The following is a 16901-nucleotide window of genomic DNA, read 5'->3' as shown; positions in this document are numbered from 1 at the left end:
GTGGCCGACTGGTGGACGGCCGGGTGGGGCGGGGTGGAACGGGTGGAGCGGTGGCCGGCCGATGGACGGCCGAATGGGCCACCCGCCGTTCGCGGATGGCCCATCGGGGGAAAAGTGCTGGTCAGCGCGGTTGCCCTGGTGGCTTACGGGCGGGGCAGGGTGCAGCCGGCGAGGGTGAGGTCGAAGCGGTTGCCGGCGGCGAAGCAGGCCGGGATCCCGTAGGTCTCCTGGGCGTAGCCGATGCCCGGACGGACCGTCACCGCGCCGTTCTGGTCCACCTCACAGGGGTTGTCCAGGGTGCAGGTCTCGCCGCTCTCGTTGATCGTGTTGTTGACGGCGACCACCTGGCCGGTCGAGGCGTCGACCACCGGCGAGCCGGAGGTGCCGCCGATCACGTTGCAGGTGGAGGTGTAGCGGACCGAGTCCTTGAAGGTCCAGTCGGCTTCCTTCAGCCGGTAGGCGAAGCCGTCCACCGAGCAGGAGTAGATCTTCTTCCAGTAGCCGGAGACGACCTTGATCGAGGTGCCCTGGACCGGGTGGGTGGCGGCGATCGTCAACGGGGCTATGCCGTACCGGGACTGGATCGAGGCGTAGGTGGTGTTCAGCTGGTAGATCGACACGTCGGTGTCGGTCATCGCGCCGTAGACGATCTTGTTCGCGCGCAGCGTGGCGACACCGCTGCCGCTCCCGTTGAGCAGGGTGAAGGTCCGGCTGGAGGACCGGTTGAGGACCACCTCGCCCGGACCGGGCATGCCGGTCTCCAGGCAGTGGCCGTTGGAGAGTATGAGGGCCGGGTCGTTCGCGGTCGAGCCGGGCATCCGCACCAGCGAGCCGGAGCAGTTGCTGAGGGCGACCGTCCCGGCGAAGTTGACGGCGGTGACGGGCTTGGCTGCGGACTTGTCGGCGGAGGCTGCGGCCTGGGCCGGAGCGGCTCCGCCGAGGGCGGTGGCCCCGGCGACCAGGAGCGCGGCGACCGTGCCTATGAGCGGCTTGAGCGGCTTCTTCATGAGAGACCTCTCGATGTGGGGGGATCCACTGGTGGGGGTGCACCAAAGCTGTCGCGGACATGACCCACTGTCAAGAGTCAAAGCAACACCAAGAACCGCCCAAGCCGCAATGACCGGTTATCGTCGCCACCCGGCCAACTCCCGGACGGTCAACCCGCCTGCCAGTGCTCCCGACCGAGACTGATCAGGCGCAGTTGGAGGCGCGCGGTGGCGGCGATCCGCCGCTCCCGGGCCGGGTCCGTCTCCAGCGCCTCCAGGAAGGCGGCGGCCGTGGAGACCATGTGGTCGACGTACAGCTCGGCGAGCATCCGCAGGTCCTGCTCGCTCCACCGCCGCGACTGCGGCTGCAGCGCCAGGGCGGCTCCCACCTCGGCGGCGAAGCGGCCGAGTTCGGCGTCGATCGCCTCGCGCACCCGCCGAACCCCGCCGTGCCGCTCGCGCGCCAGGAAGCGGACGTGCGGCCGGTGTTCGCGGACGTGCCGCTCGATCACGTCCACCGCGCGGTCGATCAGCTCCTCGGCGTCGCCGGCCTCGGCGAGCACCGAACGGATCATGACGTGCAGGCTGGCCAGCGACTCCTCGACCAGCGCCACCCCGAGGGCGGCGAGGTCCGGGAAGTGCCGGTAGAAGGCGGCCGGGGAGAGCCCCGCCTCGCGGGTGACCTCCCGGACGCCCAGGCTCGCCAGGTTCTGATCGGCCAACAGGTGCAGCCCGGCATCCAGCAAGGCCCGCCGACTCTGCTGCTTCTGGGCCTGTCTGGCCCCAACGGTGTGACTCACGCCATTCAGTAAACATTCGTTTGCCGAACTTGGCCAGCCGAGCGTAGAGTGGGGCCGAAGTCAGTGAACACTTGTCAACCGAAATCGGCGCAGTCCCAGCCGCAGCCGAAGGAGTCAGCCGTGATCCTGCTCTCCGCCCTGGTCGCCATGGGCATCCTGATCGGCACCGCCGCCCACACCTCGCTCCCGGTCTTCCTCGCCGCCTCCGCCGGCATCACCGCCTGGTTGCTCGCCTTCGGCGCCCGCGAGGGCATCGCCCGCCTCCGGCACCGCTGACCCGGCCGCTCCGCGGACCGCACCCGCGGCCACTCTCCAGAGAGGACCCGCACCACCATGAGCACCGTCACCGACCGCATCGCCATCGGCCGCATCGCCACCGGCCGCCAGAACATTGACCGCCCGGAGCGCCAGGCCCAGCAGGCTGCTCGTCAGACGACCGGCCGTCAGGGCACCGCCGAGGCCGACGGACTCGCTGTCGCCTCCTTCCTCCTCGGCCTGCCCGGCCTACTGCTGTTCAACATCGTCCTCGGGCCGATCGCCATCACCCTGGCCACCCTGGCCCTGGTCCGCGGCACCAACCGGCGCGGCCGCGCCGTCCTCGGCCTGACCCTCGGCATCGCCTCGCTGGCGATCCTCGCCGTCACCACCGCCACCTCCCACGGGGTGCTCATCGACATCAGCTCCTGAACCGGCCCGACCCCAACTTCCCTTCCACTCCCACTTCCTGATCCCGTCTCCTATCCTCAGCCCGCCTTCCGCTCGGCTCCCGATCCACCGTCCCGGCCCTGACCCGCCGGTGAACCACCGGTGAATCGCCGGGCTGACCTCGGCTCCTGAACCGACGGTTCGAACGACTGATCCCGTCAACCCGCCCCACTCCCCCCGCCCGCCACGTAGGGTGGGCCCCATTGGCCGGGCGACCTCAGGGGGCAGGAGTGACTACGGAGAACCGCAGCGAGGCACAGCCGGAACGGACCACCCCGACGGGTGGACGGCTGCTCGCCGTGAGCGATCTGCACATCTCCTACCAGGAGAACCGCGACCTGGTGGAGAAGCTCCAACCCTCCCACCCCGGGGACTGGCTGCTCGTCGCCGGTGACGTCGCCGAGATCACCACCAGCATCGAGTGGGCCCTCGGCCTGCTCGCCGAACGCTTCGCCCGCGTGGTGTGGGTGCCCGGCAACCACGAGCTGTGGACCCACCCCGAGGACCCGGTCCAGCTGCGCGGAGTGGCCCGCTACGAGCACCTGGTGGAACGCTGCCGCCGGCTCGGTGTGGTGACCCCCGAGGACCCGTACCCGGTCTGGGAGGGCCCCGGCGGACCCGTCCGCATCGCCCCGCTCTTCCTCCTCTACGACTACACCTTCCGCGCGCCGGGCACGACCACCAAGGAGGCCTCCCTGGCGGCCGCCTACGAGAGCGGCATCGTCTGCGCGGACGAGCGGATGCTCTACCCGGACCCGTTCCCGGACCGCGACTCCTGGTGCCGCGAGCGCGTCCGGCTGACCGAGAAGCGACTGGCGGCCTGCGACCCGGACGTCCCGCTCGTCCTGGTCAACCACTACCCGCTGGTCCGTCAGCCCACCGAGATCCTCTGGTACCCCGAGTTCGCCCAGTGGTGCGGGACTGAGCTGACCGCCGACTGGCACACCCGGTTCAACACCGCGGCGATGATCTACGGCCACCTCCACATCCCGCGCCGGACCACCTACGACGGCGTCCCGTTCACGGAGGTCTCGCTCGGCTACCCGCGCGAGTGGCGCAAGCGCGGACTGCCGGACCCGCTGCTGCGGGAGGTCTTCCCGCAGCAGGCGGGCTGAGCCTCCGGCCCACCGTCACGCGGCCGGGTTGCCGGCCCCCGGCGCCGCCGACACCGTGGACCTCCACGGCGTCGGCGACCCGGGCGTCGGCCACCCGGGCGGCGGCGCCCCGTACGACGCCCGGGGCGGTCACTTGGCGCCGCCTCCTCCCGGGTCGCCCCGCGGCGGTTCGCTGAGCACGGCCCGCTTGGCGCGGTACTCCTCGGCGTCGATGTCGCCCTCGGCGTAGCGGCGGCCCAGGACGGCCAGCGGATGCTCCACGACGGCCCCGACTCCGGCTCCCGATCCGGGCCCGAACCCGGCCCTGGCGCCGTACCCGCAGCCGTGCCGCCGCCAGACCGTGCGGCGCAGGACCGCGATCACCAGGACCACCACGGCGATCCAGACCAGGGGGATCAGCAGGATCCACGGGCCCGGGCCGTGCCAGTCGGCCAGCTGGGTGTACATGGTGGTTCAACTCCTCGGTGGTGGGCTTCCAGCGCCTCGGGCGGTTCCCGAGACACCTGAAGCGTCCCGCCGAAGACCCTCATCGCGCGTCCTACCAGCAGCGGCAGTTGGGATACTCCCGGGAGAGTACGAACCACCCGCGACGCTCCGGCCCGGGAGCAGGCCTCAGCCCAGCCAGCCCGGCCGCACCAGCCCCGACTCGTAGGCCAGCACCACCAGTTGCGCCCGGTCCCGCACCCCGAGCTTCACCATCGCCCGGCTGACGTGCGTCTTCGCCGTCAGCGGGCTGACCACCAGCCGCCGGGCGATCTCCTCGTTGGACAGCCCCATCCCGACCAGCGCCAGCACCTCGCGCTCCCGCTCGGTCAGCATCGAGATGTCCGAGAGCCCCTGCGGCACGGTCTCGGGCCGCTTCGACCGGGCGGCGAACTCGCCGATCAGCCGCCGGGTGACCCCCGGTGAGAGCAGCGCGTCCCCCGCGACGGCGACCCGGACCGCCCGCAGCAGGTCGGCCGGCTCGGTGTCCTTGACCAGGAAGCCCGCCGCCCCGGAGCGCAGCGCCTCGAAGACGTACTCGTCCAGCTCGAAGGTGGTCAGCACGACCACCCGCACGGAGGACAGCGCCGGGTCCTCGGCGATCCTCCTGGTCGCCTCCAGCCCGTCCATCCGCGGCATCCGGATGTCCATCAGCACGACGTCCGGCACGAGTTCGCGGGCGAGCCGGACCGCGGCCTCGCCGTCGTCCGCCTCACCGACCACCGTGAGGTCGTCCTGGAGGTCCAGCAGGGCCCGGAAGCCCGCCCTGACCAGCAGTTGGTCATCCGCCAGCAGTACCCGAATCAATCGCTCTCCGCCTTCGGTGTCGGCAGCTCCGCCCGGACCCGGAAGCCGCCGTCGGGCAGCGGCCCCGCCGTGATGGTGCCACCGAACGCCGCCGCGCGTTCCCGCATCCCGACCAACCCGCTGCCCGACCCGCCCGCGTCACCGGGCACCGCGGGCCCCGGGTCCTCCACCCGGACCACCAGCACGGCCCGGTCCGTCCAGTCCAGCACCACGACCGCCTGCCGGGCCGCCGAGTGCCGGACCACGTTGGTGAGCGCCTCCTGGACGATCCGGAAGGCGGTGAGGTCGACGGCGGCGGACAGCGCGCGCCGCTCGCCGCGCTCCTGCACCTCCGCCTCCAGGCCCACCCGGTCCGCCTGCTCGGTGAGTTCGTCCAGCCGGTCCAGCCCCGGGGCCGGCCCGCGCGGCGGCGCGCCGGGCCCGCGCAGCGTCGCGAGCACCTGACGGACCTCGCCGAGCGCCTCCTTGCTGGTCGACTTGATGGTGACCAGCGCGCCGCGCGCCTCCTCCGGCCGCCGGTCGAGCAGCGCGAGCGCGACCCCGGCCTGGATGTTGATCAGCGACAGGCTGTGCGCCAGGATGTCGTGCAACTCCCGGGCCATCTTGAGCCGTTCCTCGTTGGCCCGGCGCTCCTCCAGCTGCTGCCGGTAGGCCCGGTGGGCGGCGATCCGCTCGCGCCGGAACCGGACCAGCTCGCCGCCCGCCATCACCAGCAGCAGCCAGGCCAGCAGCCCGAGCTCCTGCGGCCAGACGCTGCCGGACGGCGGGGCGGCGCGCTGCCAGCTCGCCGGCAGCACGAAGGTGCCCAGCAGGTGCACCAGGTAGACCCCGGCCGCGCCCGTCCAGGCCGCCCGGCGGTGCCCGGAGCCGATCGCCGCGCAGCAGGCGATCAGCCAGCTCACGAAGACCGGCCCGTACGGGTACCCGGCGGCCAGGTACCCGGCGGTGACCACCGAGGTGCCGGCCGCCACCGCGACCGGCCGGCGGCCGCGCAGCACCAGCAGGGCCGGCCCGAGCAGCAGCAGGAGGTAGCCGAGGGCGTCCAGCGGGACCCGCCCGTGCTGGCCGTGCGCGGCGACGGTCGAGCCGACCACCTGGATCGCCGCGACCGCCACCGCCGGCCCCAGGGCGTGGCCCACCGCGGCCGCGCGCGCCCACGGCGGGCGCGGCGGCTCGGGCGGCTCCCCCCGCGGCTGCTCCGCCACGGGCGGCTCGGTCGGCGGGGAGGTGGGCGGCATCATGCCCACAAGCTAGACCCGCGCCGCGCCCGTACGCGTCCTCCAGCAGTGGCGTTCGGGCGTACTCCCCCTGGAGTACGCCCGAACCAGGCCCGCCTCGACCGGATCAGCCCTCGGCGGCAGCGGCGGCGGCCTTCGCCTCCGCCTCCTCGAAGGTCGCCGAGGCCTCCGGCCGCGCCAGCGTGACCACCAGCTCCCCGTCGCTCACCTCCGCGATCAGGGTGTCCCCCTCCCGCACCGAACCGTCCAGCAGCAGGTTGGAGATCCGGTTGTCCAGCTCCGACTGGATCGTCCGGCGCAGCGGCCGGGCCCCGAACTCCGGCTGGTAGCCCCGGTTGACCAGGTACTCCTTGGCCGCCTCGGTGACCTCCAGCCGGATGTCCTGGGCCCGCAGCCGCCGCCGGCTGCGCTCCAGTAGCAGGTCCACCACCGACAGCAGGTCCTTCCGGGTGAGCGCGTGGAAGACGATCACCTCGTCGATCCGGTTGAGGAACTCCGGCCGGAAGTGCTGCCGCAGGTCCCGCATCAGGTCGTCTCGGATCTCGTCCACGTTGCCCGCGTGGTCGAGGATCCGCTGCGAGCCGATGTTGCTGGTCATGATCACCACGGTGTTGCGGAAGTCGACCGTACGCCCCTGGGAGTCGGTCAGCCGCCCGTCGTCCAGCACCTGGAGCAGCAGGTTGAAGACGTCCGGGTGGGCCTTCTCCACCTCGTCGAAGAGCAGCACGCTGTACGGCTTGCGGCGCACCGCCTCGGTCAGCTGCCCGGCCTCCTCGTAGCCGACGTACCCGGGCGGGGAGCCGACCAGCCGGGAGACGGTGTGCTTCTCCTGGAACTCGCTCATGTCGAAGCGGATCATCCGGTCCGGGTCGCCGAACAGCAGTGCCGCCAGCGCCTTCGCCAGCTCGGTCTTGCCGACGCCGGTCGGCCCGAGGAAGAGGAAGGAGCCGGTCGGGCGCTCCGGGTCGCCCATCCCGGCCCGGCCGCGGCGCACCGCCTGGGAGACGGCGGTGACCGCCTCGTCCTGGCCGATCACCTTCTGGTGCAGGTGGTCCTCCAGCTTGAGCAGCCGCTCCTTCTCCGTCGCGTTCAGCTCCGCGACCGGGATGCCGGTCCGGGAGGAGAGCACCTGCGCGATGTCGTCGGCCGTCACGTCGACGACCTCCTCGCGGGACTCGGCGACCGCCGCCAACTCGTCCTCGGTCTGCCGCAGCTCGGTCTTCAGGTTGGCGGCCCGGACGAACTCCTCGTCCGCGACGGCCTCGTCCAGCTCCCGCTTCAGCTTGGTGATCCGGTCCCGCACCCCGGTCGCCTCGGTGGAGCCGCTCAGGCTGCGCAGCCGGACCCGCGCACCCGCCTGGTCCAGCAGGTCGATCGCCTTGTCGGGCAGGAAGCGGTCGCTGACGTACCGGTCGGAGAGCGTCGCCGCGGCGTCCAGCGCCTCGTCGGTGAACCGCACCTGGTGGTGCGCCTCGTACGCGTCGCGCAGCCCCTGGAGGATCTCGATCGTCTCCTCGACGCTCGGCTCGGGCACCAGCACCGGCTGGAAGCGGCGCTCCAGCGCGGCGTCCTTCTCCACGTGCTTGCGGTACTCGTCCAGGGTGGTCGCGCCGACCACGCTCAACTCACCGCGCGCGAGCGCCGGTTTGAGGATGTTGCCGGCGTCCATCGACCCCTCGCCGCCACCGCCCGCGCCGACCACGGTGTGCAGCTCGTCCAGGAACAGGATCACGCTCTTCTCGGCCGCGGTGACCTCGTCGATCACGTTCTTCAGCCGCTCCTCGAACTCGCCCCGGTACTTGGAGCCGGCCACCAGCGCGGTCAGGTCGAGGGTGACCACCCGCTTCTCCCTGAGGCTCTGCGGCACGTCCCCGGAGACGATCCGCTGGGCCAGGCCCTCGACGATCGCGGTCTTGCCGACGCCCGGCTCACCGATCAGCACCGGGTTGTTCTTGGTCCGCCGGGAGAGGATCTCGACGGTCTGCTCGATCTCCTCGGCCCGGCCCACCACCGGGTCCAGCCGGCCCGAGCGCGCCTCCTCGGTGAGGTCGCGCCCGTACTCGTCCAGCGTCGGCGTCTCGCTCGGGTGGGCGCCCGTACTGCTGCGCTCGCCGCCGGTGCCGCGGCCCTCCAGCACCGACTTCAGCGCCTCCTGCGAGGGCGCCGCGTTGCGCAGCGCCACCCCGGCGCCCGAGCGCTCCTGGTCGAGCAGCGCGCCGAGGATGTGCTCCGGGCCGATGTACGAGGCCCCGGCCTCCTGCGAGCGGGCGTGCGCGGCGAGCAGCGCGCGCTTGGCCGAGGGGGTGAGCGCCGGCCGGCCGTCCACCGTCTCGGGGTTGCCGGACGGCAGGGCGTGCTCCAGGTCGCCGGAGAGCCGGTCCGGGTCGATGCCGGCCCGTTCCAGCATCCGGCGCGAGGGGTCCACCCGGGTGGCCGCCCAGGCCAGGTGCGCGGTGTCGAGGTCGCTGGAGCCGTCCTCGGCCGCCCGCTGCGCGGCCAGCGCGAGCAGCTCCTGCGAGGACTCGCTGAGCAGCCGCCCGATCGGCACCCGCTGCACGGCGGGCGGGGAGGCCATCGGGCTCATCCCGAAGAACCGGCTGAGCAGGTCGGAGAACGGATCGTTCGATCCGAACGGGGGCATGGTCACGGCAAGTCACCTCTCCCAAGCGGTTTGCAGCCACACAAACACAGGCCGGACCGGCCCGCCCGTCGAGCCGACCGGGGCCGTCACCCGGCGTGCCCGGGCCCCGCCGCCACGGTCCGGTGGTCCGCCCGTCCGCTCGTACGGACGGGGGTTCGCGGTCACCCGGTGACCTGGTCCAGCAGCACGCCACCGCTGTACGTCACCGCCATCGCCAGCAACCCGCCCACGACGTTGCGCAGGACCGCCCGGGCCGGACCGGCACCCCCCAACCGGGCGCTCGCCCAGCCCGACAGGGTCAGCGCGGCCACCACCGCCACCACCGTCACCACCAGCCGCCACGACTCCGGCGGCAGCAGCACCGCCAGCAGCGGCACCAGCGCGCCCAGCGTGAACGCCGCCGCGCTGGCCAGTGCCGCCTCCCAGGGGTTGGTCAACACGTCGGGGTCGATGCCGAGTTCGGTCTGCGCATGGGCGGCCAGCGCGTCCCGCTCGGTCAGCGCCGTCGCCACCTCCCGGGCCAGGCCGTCCGCCAGCCCGCTGCCCCGGTAGTAGTCGGTCAGCTCGTCGAGCTCCCCTTCCGGGTCCTCCGCGAGCTCCCGCCGCTCCCGCGCCAACGCGGCCCGCTCGGTGTCCCGTTGGGTGCTGACCGAGACGTACTCGCCGGCCGCCATCGACATCGCCCCGGCCAGCAGTCCGGCCACCCCGGCCGCGAGCAGCGCCGTCCGGGAGCCCGCCGCACCCGCCACGCCGGTCAGGATGCCCGCCGTCGACACCACGCCGTCGTTGGCCCCCAGCACGGCCGCGCGCAGCCAGTTCAGGCGCGAGGACAGCTCCGCCCGCGACCCCCCGGCCTGCGCCCCGACCTGCTCCCCGACCTGCTCAGCCATCCGCCCACCGCTCCCAGGGGTCCGACCGGTCCCCCCGATCCTCGCCCGGCGCCCCCGACCCCGCCACCCGCCGCCGAGCACGGCCCGCCGACCCGAGCCCCCTCAGCCCGAGCACCGCCCGCCGGCCCGAGCTCCCTCAGCCCGAGCACCGCCCGCCGACCCGAGCCCCCTCAGCCCAGCACCCCCTCAGCCCAGCACCCCGTCAGCCCGACACCCCCCGCCCGTCCAGCACCGCCGCCAGCGCCCGCCGCAGGTCCTCCGGCCCCCGGTAGCGCACCCCGGTCATGCCCAGCGCCACCGCCGCGTCCACGTTCTCCTGGCGGTCGTCGACGAACAGGCACCGCTCGGGCGCCGCCCCGGCCCGCTCGGCGGCGATCTCGTAGATCCGCCGGTCCGGCTTGGCGCTGCCCACCCGGGAGCTGTTCACCACCTCGTCCGCCAGGTCCGTCAGCCCCAGCAGCGCCAGGTCCTCGTCCAGCCACGCCGTCGCGTTGGTCACCAGCACCACCCGGCAGTGCTCCCGGGCCCGCCGCAGCAGCCCCACCACCGCCTCGTCCGCCCGGAACGGCGAGTCCGCGAACGCCTGCGCCAGGGCGCGCGCCTGTGCGTCCGTCACCCGGCCGGCCAGCCCCCGCGCGATCGAGTCCACCCACCGCGCCTTCCCGATCCGCCCGAGCAGCAGCGGGAGGTCGTTCTCCGGCGCGAACCCGACCTCCGCCGTGGTCCCCTCCGCCAGTCCCGCCGCCCGCTCCAGCGCGGCCACCCGGCTCCCGTCGAAGAACCGGATCACGCCGTCCACATCGCACAGCACCGCGTCGAACGCCACCTCAGCCACCTCAGCCATCCCACCTCCCTATCACCCGGGATCACCGGCCCCCGTAGCGGGTGCGGCACGAGGACCGGGCGGCGGTCCTGGTCCGTTACCGGCCAGAAGGGGCGGAATCGGCCCGTCGGGCGGACCCGGGGGCCAAAACGGCACATTCCCGGCTGGCGTTCGAATAACAACCTCGACGTTCGATTGCAATGTTCGAAATGTGACAAGCCGCCCTACCGCCCTGGCCAGCATCGATGCCGGATGTCACACACCGGAGTCGTCCGGCGACGGGCCGCAATCGAACGCCGATAAAAAACGAAGATTCACCCGTTGGAGTGACCCAGCTGGACATGCACCGTTCCGGAAAGGGAAAGTCTCGATGTCCTCAACAAGGGCCATTGGGGGGCTCCTATGGTGGAATCTCGCTCGAATCAGAAGACGATCGAGCAAAAAAGCGGAGTCGGATCGCTGCTCGGCGCTCAGAAGCCGAGTCGCTCCGCAACTCCCGGGGTCGGAAAACCGTGCGACGGCGGAATGCCGGCGGACACGTTCGACCCCGAGCTGTTCCGGGAGAATTCCGAGACGGTACTGAACCGGCTCGAAAGCCATCTGGCCGATTCCTCGATCAGAGGGCTCGAACTCATCGACCCCGAAACGCTGACGCTGGCCGCCAGGGCCCTGATGACCTCCGAGCGCGAGAAGATCGCGGCCTTCGACGAGAAGCGGCTGGACGCGATCACCGACCTGTACATCAGGACGGGGATCCAGGTCCACTCGCCGGGGTACATGGGCCGGCAGTTCTCGGGCGTGGTGCCGCTGGGCGGGGTCGTCGACTTCGTCAGCTCGGTGGTCAACCAGCCGTCCTCGTTCTACGAGGCCGGCCAGCTGCCCAGCGTGGCGGAGCGCATCATGGCCGAGGAGCTGAACCGTTTCATCGGGTGGGAACCGGACTCCTTCGCCATGGTGACCACCTCGGGCGGGTCGCTGGCCAATCTGACCGCGCTGCTGGCGGCCAGGAACAAGATGTTCCCCGGCTTCTGGTCGGACGGCAGTCCGTCGGGGGACGGCCTGCCCCGCCCGGCCATCGCGGTCGGCGCGGACGTGCACTACAGCGTCTCGCGGGCGGCCGGGATCCTGGGGATCGGCGAGTCGCAGATCGTCCGCCTGCCGATCAACGCGGAGCAGCAGATCTGCCTGGAGCAGGTGCGGCCCGCCCTGGCGGCGGCCGAGCAGCGGGGGCTGAAGGTGTTCGCCCTGGTCGCCTCGGCCGGCACCACCTCGGTCGGCGCCTTCGACCCGCTCGACGGACTCGCCGACATCGCCCGGGAAGCCGGCATCTGGCTGCACGTGGACGGCGCCCACGGCGCCAGCCTGCTGGTCTCCGACCGGCTCCGGCACAAGCTGCGGGGCATCGAGAAGGTCGACTCGGTGGCCTGGGACGCGCACAAGATGATGTTCGTCCCGGCGCCCTGCACGCTGCTGTTCTACCGGAACAAGGAGGACAGCCTCGGGGCCTTCCAGCAACGCGCCAGCTACGTCTTCGACGAGGAGCCGGACCGCTACACCGAGCTCGACAGCGGAGCCCGGAACTTCGAGTGCACCAAGCGGCCCATGATCATGCCGCTGTGGACCCTCTGGTCCGTCTACGGCCCGGCCCTGTTCGCCGAGAAGATCGAGTACCTCTGCGACCTGACCGGGGAAATCCACCGGATTCTCCTGGACGAGCCGGATTTCGAGACGCTGCACCGCCCGGAGGCCAACATCCTGTGCTTCCGCTACCGACCGGCAGAACTTCCGGACGACGGCGTGCACCGCCTCCAGGTGGCGATCAGGAACCGGATCAAAATCCGGGGGAATTTCTTCATCTCCAAGGTGAACATCGACGGGGTGGCCGCCCTGCGCGTGGTGATGATGAACCACCAGATCACCGCCGAACACTTCCGGATGCTGCTCGGTGAGATCAGGCGGGTCGGTACCGACCTCCTGGCCGACGCCCGCTGAGGGCCGCCGAAGAACCGTGCCCGAACAATCCCTGCCGAACGAACGACGGCACATGAACACGTGAACAACAGAAGGACGGGGAATTGACGATGAGTGCAGTGAGTGTCGCGCCCGACCGGCCGGCGGCACCCGGCGGCATCGACGAACTGGCGAGCTGGCTGATCCCCGAGTGGGAGCTGAATCCGGAGTCGGTCGACGCGGTGGAGAAGCTCCCCTCGTTCGCGAGCAAGCTCCGCGAGTGCGAGCGGGTCTGCCAGGCGCCGTACAGCGAGGTGTCGCACGAGCTCCAGGACGCCCTGGTGCTGCGCCGCCTGCAGCAGATGGTCAACACGGTGCGGCTCAACCCGCTCTGGCGCAGCCGCCTGTCGGGCGCCGGCGTCGACGCCGCCCCGCGGACGTACGAGGACTGGCAGCGGATCCCGCTGTCGGACAAGGAGACCCAGCGCGAGTTCTTCATGGGTTCGCGCCCGGGCATGGTGGTGCCGCTGGCGCGCGGCGGCTTCGAGATCGTGGCCAGCGGCGGCACCAGCGGCGGGAAGCCCCTGGAGTCGGTGTACTCGCTGCGGGAGCTGCGGGACACCTACGAGGTGGCCGGCCGCTTCATGGGCGCCTACCAGCTCGCCAGGTACCTGCCCGGCACCGACCCCAAGTGGCTGTACACCACGCTGGCGGACTACCAGATGTGGAGCAGCGGCACCATGGTGGGCGGGGTGCTGGCCCAGGTGCCGGGGGTCAACTACATCGGCGCGGGGCCGGTCACCGCCCCGGTGCTGGAGCACATGTTCTCCTACCCCGGCCCGAAGGCGCTGATGGGGATCACCGCGGGCATCGCGATCCTCAGCGAGCTCGGCGCGGGCATGAGCCAGGAGGCCAAGGAGAGCTTCCGGGTGGCGCTGTACGGGAGCGGGGTGCTGCCGCAGCGCAAGCGGGCGGAGCTCAAGGCGATGTACCCGAACCTGTCGATCCTCAGCTACTTCGCCGCCACCCAGGCCGAGACCATCGGGCTGCAGCTGACGGAGGAGTCCCCCTGCCTGGCGGCCGTGCCCGGGCTGCACCTGGTGGAGATCGTCGACGAGAAGGGCCGCTGGGTCGCCGAGGGCGAGGAGGGCGAGCTGGTCGTCACCCGGCTGCACGGGCACGAGGCCCCGCTGCTGCGGCTGAAGCTGGGCGACCGGATGATCCGCCGCCCGCGGCTGGACGGGCCCGGGCTGAAGACCGGCCAGTTCGAGTTCGCCGGCCGCACCGGGGACATCCTGCACCTGAACGACAGCCAGTACTCGGCCCCGCGCGCGTACGAGGCGCTGCGGGACGACCTGCTCAAGGCCACCGCGATGGACCTGGACGTGGTGGCCCACGAGATCCAGTTCGTGAACCACCGCGAGGGCAAGACGATCACGCTGCTGGCCTCGGTCGACGACGTCGCCGGTCTGACGTACCGGATGGACGCCGCGCTCGGCCCGTACGGGGTCCAGCACGTCTTCGTCAACGCGCTGCCCCGCTCGCTCTCGCTGTTCAACCAGGGCGAGGCGAACCCCGCCTCGATCGAGAAGACCGGTTACCGGTTCCTGGTCAAGTTCGTGCCCCGGGCGTCCACGGAGATCGAGCGGACGTCGGTCGGCAAGGTGCCGCTGGTGCGCGACCGGGGCTGACCGGGACTGACCAAGCCGGCGGGGCGGTACGACCGCCGCTCCGGAACGTTGGTTCGAGGAATGGAGTGAGGATGAAACCGCAAGTGAACATCGCCGTCGTGGTGGACGTGATCGGCGCGCTCTCGGACAAGTCGCTGCTCAACGGCAACCTCTGCCTGATCGACGACGGGTCGTTCGACAGCAAGAACCAGGGGACGCCCGACCTGGTCACCGTGGTGGTCCCCGGCCAGGTGGTCCAGTGGTCCGCCCTGGCGGTGGACCTGCAGACGCCCGTCGAGATCCGGAGCATCAGCTTCGTGCCGGCGGACGGGGCCGCGGACGCGGCCGCGTACGGCGTCGACCCCGCCGCCGCGGTCGGCTCCGCGGTCGAGGGCGTGGACGCCGGTGCGGCGGACGGCGCTGCGCCCACCGACCACCGGGTGTCGGCCGGCCAGCTGGACCTCAACGTCTGGTCCGGCGTGGTCCCGCCGTACCTGGTGCCCGGGGTGCCGTACCGGTACCGGCTGGAGCTCCAGATGTACGAGGGCGAGCACAGCGTGCTGCACATCGACTCGCCCGCACTGATGTGCCTGTAGGCGGAACACCGACAAGGAGGGTGGGCGCATGGCCCAACAACTGGCGATCATCGTGCTCGTGGACGTCGGCAACGCGCTGGAGTCCCGGACGCTGACCGGCAACACCTATCTGTTCGACAACATGAAGCTCCACGGCTCCCTGAACCAGGGCACCGGCGAGCTGGTCACCGCGATCAACGGCAGCTACTGGAGCGACGGCTCGCAGGCCGGCGAGCAGGTGCTCAACTGGCTGCCGTACAGCCTCGGTTCGATCCCCCCGACGGTGCCCCGCGGCTACCACACCACCCGGGCGCGGGCGGCCGAGAAGGAGGCGCTGGCGGAGCTCGCGAACCTGAGCGAGAAGGCCGGGGTCGCGAACGGCGACACCGAGGCCGCGCTCACCCGGATCCGGCAGACCGTCGGCACCAGGGTCAACGGCGCCTCGCGCACCGCGGCCCTCTCCGGGCAGCGGGTCTTGGACGTCACCGGCCGGGTGGTCTCCGACCACGGCCAGGACACCCACAGCTACCCGGCGCCGGTGATCACCGACATCTTCGGCGAGGCGGTGGACGAGAAGATCATCTACCCGGCCGAGTACGGCTCCCCGGACCTGGTCACCGACGGCTGGTACTGGTCGGCGACGATCGACACCTCCCGGCCCGGGACCTACAGCTACAAGATGCGGATCCAGCTCCACGAGCTGATCCAGCGGGCGGGCGAGTGGACCTGGGAGCCGGTCAACCTCACCTGCGAGTCGAAGCTCCGGATCACCGCGGAGCCCAAGCGGAACGGCTTCACCGGGGCGGGCGTGGGCTACCTGCCGATCGCCCCGGCCGCCTTCGGCTGAACCGCTGTCCCAGGAAGTCCCCGTAAGGACGAGGAGGAGTAGATGACCACCAAGCCACGGCTGAAGACCACGCCGAAGCGCCCGATCTCGATCACCGCGGTGGTGGACTGCGTGGGCATGCTGGCGTCCCAGAGCACCCACGGCCACCTGTACCTGTACGACACCAACAAGGCCGGCGGGTCCGCCGACTTCGGCACCGAGGAGCTGCGGACCAAGGTCAAGGCCGGCGACCAGCTGCTCTGGAACGTGCTGGCGCTCGAGTGCGAGGCCTACGTGGCCATCGACGGGATCGAGATCGACCACGAGGTGTGCGAGCCGGTCCGGAAGGTGTACCCGGGCACCGACGTCGCCTACTGGACCGGGACGGTGAAGAAGGACGCCGCGTCCCCCGTGCCGTACCGGATCCGGTTCCGGCTGGGCACCCAGGCCGAGCCGATCACCACCACCGTGTCGCCCGTCCTGGTCGGCCGGGCCACCTGACCGCTCCGCGCAACGGACGGCTCCGGGCGGGTGGACCGCCCGGAGCGGCGCGCTCGAAGGAGGAACCTTGACAACCACGGCAAGCAGCGCCACCGAGGGGAAGCAGAACCCCGGGCAGCTGAACTCGGTCCAGCTCAACGTCGTCACGCTCGTGAACATGGAGCGGGCCACGGCCAACCGCTCGCTGGGCGACGCGATGTACATGATGGACAACAGCGTCGGCGGGTCCGGCCAGGGCACCCGGCAGCTGGAGACGGTCTGCAAGCAGGGCCAGGTGATCAACTGGATCATCCGCCCGCTCGACATGGAGCGGCGGCTGGACGGCACCTGGCCGCCCATGCCCAAGATCAACAACATCGTGGTCCTCGACACCGAACTGGGTGACGAGGAGGACGTGGCCGAGCGGAAGCTCTTCACCGAGCTCAAGATCTACGGCATGCCCGACCGCATGCGCTCCCCGCTGACCCCGGTCTACTACTACTGGGCCGGCACCGTGCTCAGCACCGCCAAGCCCGGCCTGTACCGCTACCGGCTGGTCGTCGAGCTGGAGCAGGAGGGCACCAAGGAGAAGCTCTACCTCAACACGGTCGACCACCCCGCCCTGCGGGTCCTCGAGGTCTGACCCGGCCCCGGCGCCGACACCACGAGAGCCCGGTGCCCCCGACCATCCCGGTCGGGGGCACCGGGCTCCCTGCTGTGGGCGCGGACGGTTTCGAACCGCCGACATCTGCTTTGTAAGGCTTGGCGTCCGCCACCCGCCCCTACCTGCGCCCCGCCTGGCCTGGCCATTCCCCGGCTACCGCACCGCCGGGGCCCATGACTGACCGCCATGTACCGCCCGATCTGGCACGCCTCTGGCACGGCCTGGCCTAGCGGTTACCAGCCACCGCG

General features: G+C 71.6%; 17 protein-coding genes. 9 read left to right on the top strand and 8 right to left on the bottom strand.

The window, feature by feature from the left end; translation table 11 throughout:
- Positions 1-143 precede the first annotated feature (143 nt).
- Positions 144-1007, bottom strand: coding sequence for a S1 family peptidase (locus AMK13_RS01370; RefSeq protein ID WP_074000795.1), 864 nt, complete (start codon positions 1005-1007; stop codon positions 144-146).
- Between the two features lie 149 nt (positions 1008-1156).
- Positions 1157-1786 (bottom strand): TetR family transcriptional regulator, encoded by a 630-nt coding sequence (locus tag AMK13_RS01365; protein ID WP_074000794.1) that lies wholly within the window; start codon positions 1784-1786, stop codon positions 1157-1159.
- A gap of 120 nt (positions 1787-1906) precedes the next feature.
- Here AMK13_RS01365 and AMK13_RS43290 point away from each other — a divergent pair, with 120 nt between their 5' ends.
- The 3 genes from AMK13_RS43290 to AMK13_RS01355 all read left to right on the top strand — a co-directional run bounded on the left by AMK13_RS43290 (position 1907) and on the right by AMK13_RS01355 (position 3606).
- Entirely contained in the window at positions 1907-2062 is a 156-nt protein-coding gene (locus AMK13_RS43290) for a hypothetical protein (RefSeq protein ID WP_158077657.1), read from the top strand.
- 57 nt (positions 2063-2119) lie between these two features.
- Entirely contained in the window at positions 2120-2473 is a 354-nt protein-coding gene (locus AMK13_RS01360) for a DUF4190 domain-containing protein (RefSeq protein ID WP_241852706.1), read from the top strand.
- A gap of 248 nt (positions 2474-2721) precedes the next feature.
- On the top strand, positions 2722-3606 hold the full coding sequence (locus tag AMK13_RS01355) for a metallophosphoesterase family protein (RefSeq protein WP_074000793.1): 885 nt from the start codon (positions 2722-2724) through the stop codon (positions 3604-3606).
- Positions 3607-3735: 129 nt separating this feature from the next.
- Here the strand turns inward: AMK13_RS01355 and AMK13_RS01350 are convergent, their stop codons facing one another.
- The 6 genes from AMK13_RS01350 to AMK13_RS01325 all read right to left on the bottom strand — a co-directional run bounded on the left by AMK13_RS01350 (position 3736) and on the right by AMK13_RS01325 (position 10509).
- The gene (locus tag AMK13_RS01350; protein ID WP_074000792.1) at positions 3736-4053 is read right to left on the bottom strand and encodes an SHOCT domain-containing protein; all 318 of its coding nucleotides are present in this window, start codon (positions 4051-4053) and stop codon (positions 3736-3738) included.
- Between the two features lie 165 nt (positions 4054-4218).
- The gene (locus AMK13_RS01345) at positions 4219-4896 is read right to left on the bottom strand and encodes a response regulator (protein ID WP_074000791.1); all 678 of its coding nucleotides are present in this window, start codon (positions 4894-4896) and stop codon (positions 4219-4221) included.
- Positions 4893-6137, bottom strand: a complete 1245-nt coding sequence (locus AMK13_RS01340) for a sensor histidine kinase (RefSeq protein ID WP_241852705.1) — start codon at positions 6135-6137, stop codon at positions 4893-4895. Before AMK13_RS01340 ends, AMK13_RS01345 begins: the two co-directional genes overlap by 4 nt.
- Before the next feature lie 103 nt (positions 6138-6240).
- On the bottom strand, positions 6241-8775 hold the full coding sequence (locus AMK13_RS01335) for an ATP-dependent Clp protease ATP-binding subunit (protein ID WP_380717030.1): 2535 nt from the start codon (positions 8773-8775) through the stop codon (positions 6241-6243).
- A 161-nt stretch (positions 8776-8936) separates the two neighbouring features.
- Complete coding sequence (locus AMK13_RS01330) at positions 8937-9665, bottom strand: VIT1/CCC1 transporter family protein (protein ID WP_074000789.1); 729 nt, start codon at positions 9663-9665, stop codon at positions 8937-8939.
- Positions 9666-9867: 202 nt separating this feature from the next.
- A complete protein-coding gene (locus AMK13_RS01325) occupies positions 9868-10509 on the bottom strand; it encodes an HAD family hydrolase (RefSeq protein ID WP_074000788.1) in 642 nt (213 codons plus the stop codon).
- A 504-nt stretch (positions 10510-11013) separates the two neighbouring features.
- Between AMK13_RS01325 and AMK13_RS01320 the strand changes: the two genes are divergently transcribed.
- The 6 genes from AMK13_RS01320 (at position 11014) to AMK13_RS01295 (ending at position 16632) form a co-directional block, all read left to right on the top strand.
- Complete coding sequence (locus tag AMK13_RS01320; protein ID WP_074000787.1) at positions 11014-12480, top strand: pyridoxal phosphate-dependent decarboxylase family protein; 1467 nt, start codon at positions 11014-11016, stop codon at positions 12478-12480.
- 89 nt (positions 12481-12569) lie between these two features.
- Entirely contained in the window at positions 12570-14129 is a 1560-nt protein-coding gene (locus AMK13_RS43285) for a hypothetical protein (RefSeq protein WP_158077656.1), read from the top strand.
- A gap of 71 nt (positions 14130-14200) precedes the next feature.
- Positions 14201-14704: a hypothetical protein gene (locus AMK13_RS01310; RefSeq protein WP_143204457.1), complete on the top strand. Its 504-nt coding sequence runs from the start codon at positions 14201-14203 to the stop codon at positions 14702-14704.
- Between the two features lie 28 nt (positions 14705-14732).
- Positions 14733-15530: a hypothetical protein gene (locus tag AMK13_RS01305; RefSeq protein WP_074000784.1), complete on the top strand. Its 798-nt coding sequence runs from the start codon at positions 14733-14735 to the stop codon at positions 15528-15530.
- A 42-nt stretch (positions 15531-15572) separates the two neighbouring features.
- Positions 15573-16010: a hypothetical protein gene (locus AMK13_RS01300; RefSeq protein WP_074000783.1), complete on the top strand. Its 438-nt coding sequence runs from the start codon at positions 15573-15575 to the stop codon at positions 16008-16010.
- Between the two features lie 67 nt (positions 16011-16077).
- Positions 16078-16632, top strand: a complete 555-nt coding sequence (locus tag AMK13_RS01295; RefSeq protein ID WP_049654908.1) for a hypothetical protein — start codon at positions 16078-16080, stop codon at positions 16630-16632.
- The last annotated feature ends 269 nt before the right edge of the window (positions 16633-16901 follow it).

Source organism: Streptomyces sp. CB02056 (assembly GCF_001905545.1).
GTDB lineage: Bacteria > Actinomycetota > Actinomycetes > Streptomycetales > Streptomycetaceae > Kitasatospora.
This window is presented reverse-complemented; position numbering and strand designations above follow the sequence as displayed.

Coding starts and splice junctions, on each gene's coding strand:
- AMK13_RS01370 (WP_074000795.1), bottom strand. CDS start 1,007: ATGAAGAAGCCGCTCAAGCCGCTCATAGGCACGGTCGCCGCGCTCCTG.
- AMK13_RS01360 (WP_241852706.1), top strand. CDS start 2,120: ATGAGCACCGTCACCGACCGCATCGCCATCGGCCGCATCGCCACCGGC.
- AMK13_RS01350 (WP_074000792.1), bottom strand. CDS start 4,053: ATGTACACCCAGCTGGCCGACTGGCACGGCCCGGGCCCGTGGATCCTG.
- AMK13_RS01340 (WP_241852705.1), bottom strand. CDS start 6,137: ATGATGCCGCCCACCTCCCCGCCGACCGAGCCGCCCGTGGCGGAGCAG.
- AMK13_RS01335 (WP_380717030.1), bottom strand. CDS start 8,775: ATGCCCCCGTTCGGATCGAACGATCCGTTCTCCGACCTGCTCAGCCGG.
- AMK13_RS01330 (WP_074000789.1), bottom strand. CDS start 9,665: ATGGCTGAGCAGGTCGGGGAGCAGGTCGGGGCGCAGGCCGGGGGGTCG.
- AMK13_RS01325 (WP_074000788.1), bottom strand. CDS start 10,509: ATGGCTGAGGTGGCTGAGGTGGCGTTCGACGCGGTGCTGTGCGATGTG.
- AMK13_RS01320 (WP_074000787.1), top strand. CDS start 11,014: ATGCCGGCGGACACGTTCGACCCCGAGCTGTTCCGGGAGAATTCCGAG.
- AMK13_RS43285 (WP_158077656.1), top strand. CDS start 12,570: ATGAGTGCAGTGAGTGTCGCGCCCGACCGGCCGGCGGCACCCGGCGGC.
- AMK13_RS01310 (WP_143204457.1), top strand. CDS start 14,201: ATGAAACCGCAAGTGAACATCGCCGTCGTGGTGGACGTGATCGGCGCG.
- AMK13_RS01305 (WP_074000784.1), top strand. CDS start 14,733: ATGGCCCAACAACTGGCGATCATCGTGCTCGTGGACGTCGGCAACGCG.
- AMK13_RS01300 (WP_074000783.1), top strand. CDS start 15,573: ATGACCACCAAGCCACGGCTGAAGACCACGCCGAAGCGCCCGATCTCG.